This window comes from Paenibacillus sp. Y951 (genome assembly GCF_056786395.1).
In genome coordinates this window covers 1-602 of record NZ_JBXCIY010000093.1, presented here as the reverse complement: position 1 = coordinate 602, position 602 = coordinate 1, and the positions used below count along the sequence as shown (strand labels likewise).

The 602-nt window shown below is 41.7% G+C and carries 1 protein-coding gene; it reads right to left on the bottom strand.

Annotated features, from left to right (window positions below):
- Nucleotides 1–602: hypothetical protein (locus AC1TPB_RS25010; protein ID WP_482078960.1), on the bottom strand; the 602-nt coding region annotated here is incomplete at both ends.

Sequence of the window (602 nt, the reverse complement as noted above, 5' to 3'; positions counted from 1 at the left end):
CCAACGGTCCAATCTGTATCATCGACCTTCTTCCACTTCCAAACCCATGTGGTAACCCCTTTGTTACGTTGTGAATAGCGGTCTAGGTCATAGCTGTAATCTTGAATCGTTAATCTCCTGCTCGAATTAACAATAGCGGAAAACTCGGCTACTGGCGCACGATGTACATATAATACTAAGCGAGACAATGAATCTAGACTCCATAAATTATAATTGCTGAACTTAGTATTAGCAGTTGGATCATCCTGCACTTGGACTACCATTTCATACAATCCGACCTTTGTAAATTTGGTGGTCGGTGATTCCTGGTACTGTCCGATCCCTTCCATTACGCCTGTGTTGTTTTCATAGACACTAGGATCATGGGTCGTGAGGAAACGTTCATTAATCTTGCGATCCTTCTCGAAATCTTCATAGTACGTATTAATCAATACATCTGAGCTGTAGTCGCCTGTTGTACTGTCATAGTTCAAGACCAATGTATCTGAGACACGTTTAGGATTTTTAACGGCTGTAGCTTCAACGTACTTCTTCAGCTCGCCTGTCATAGATGAAATATTCGTTCCTGCAAAGAAATACCCATTGCCATTGTTGGAAGCAAT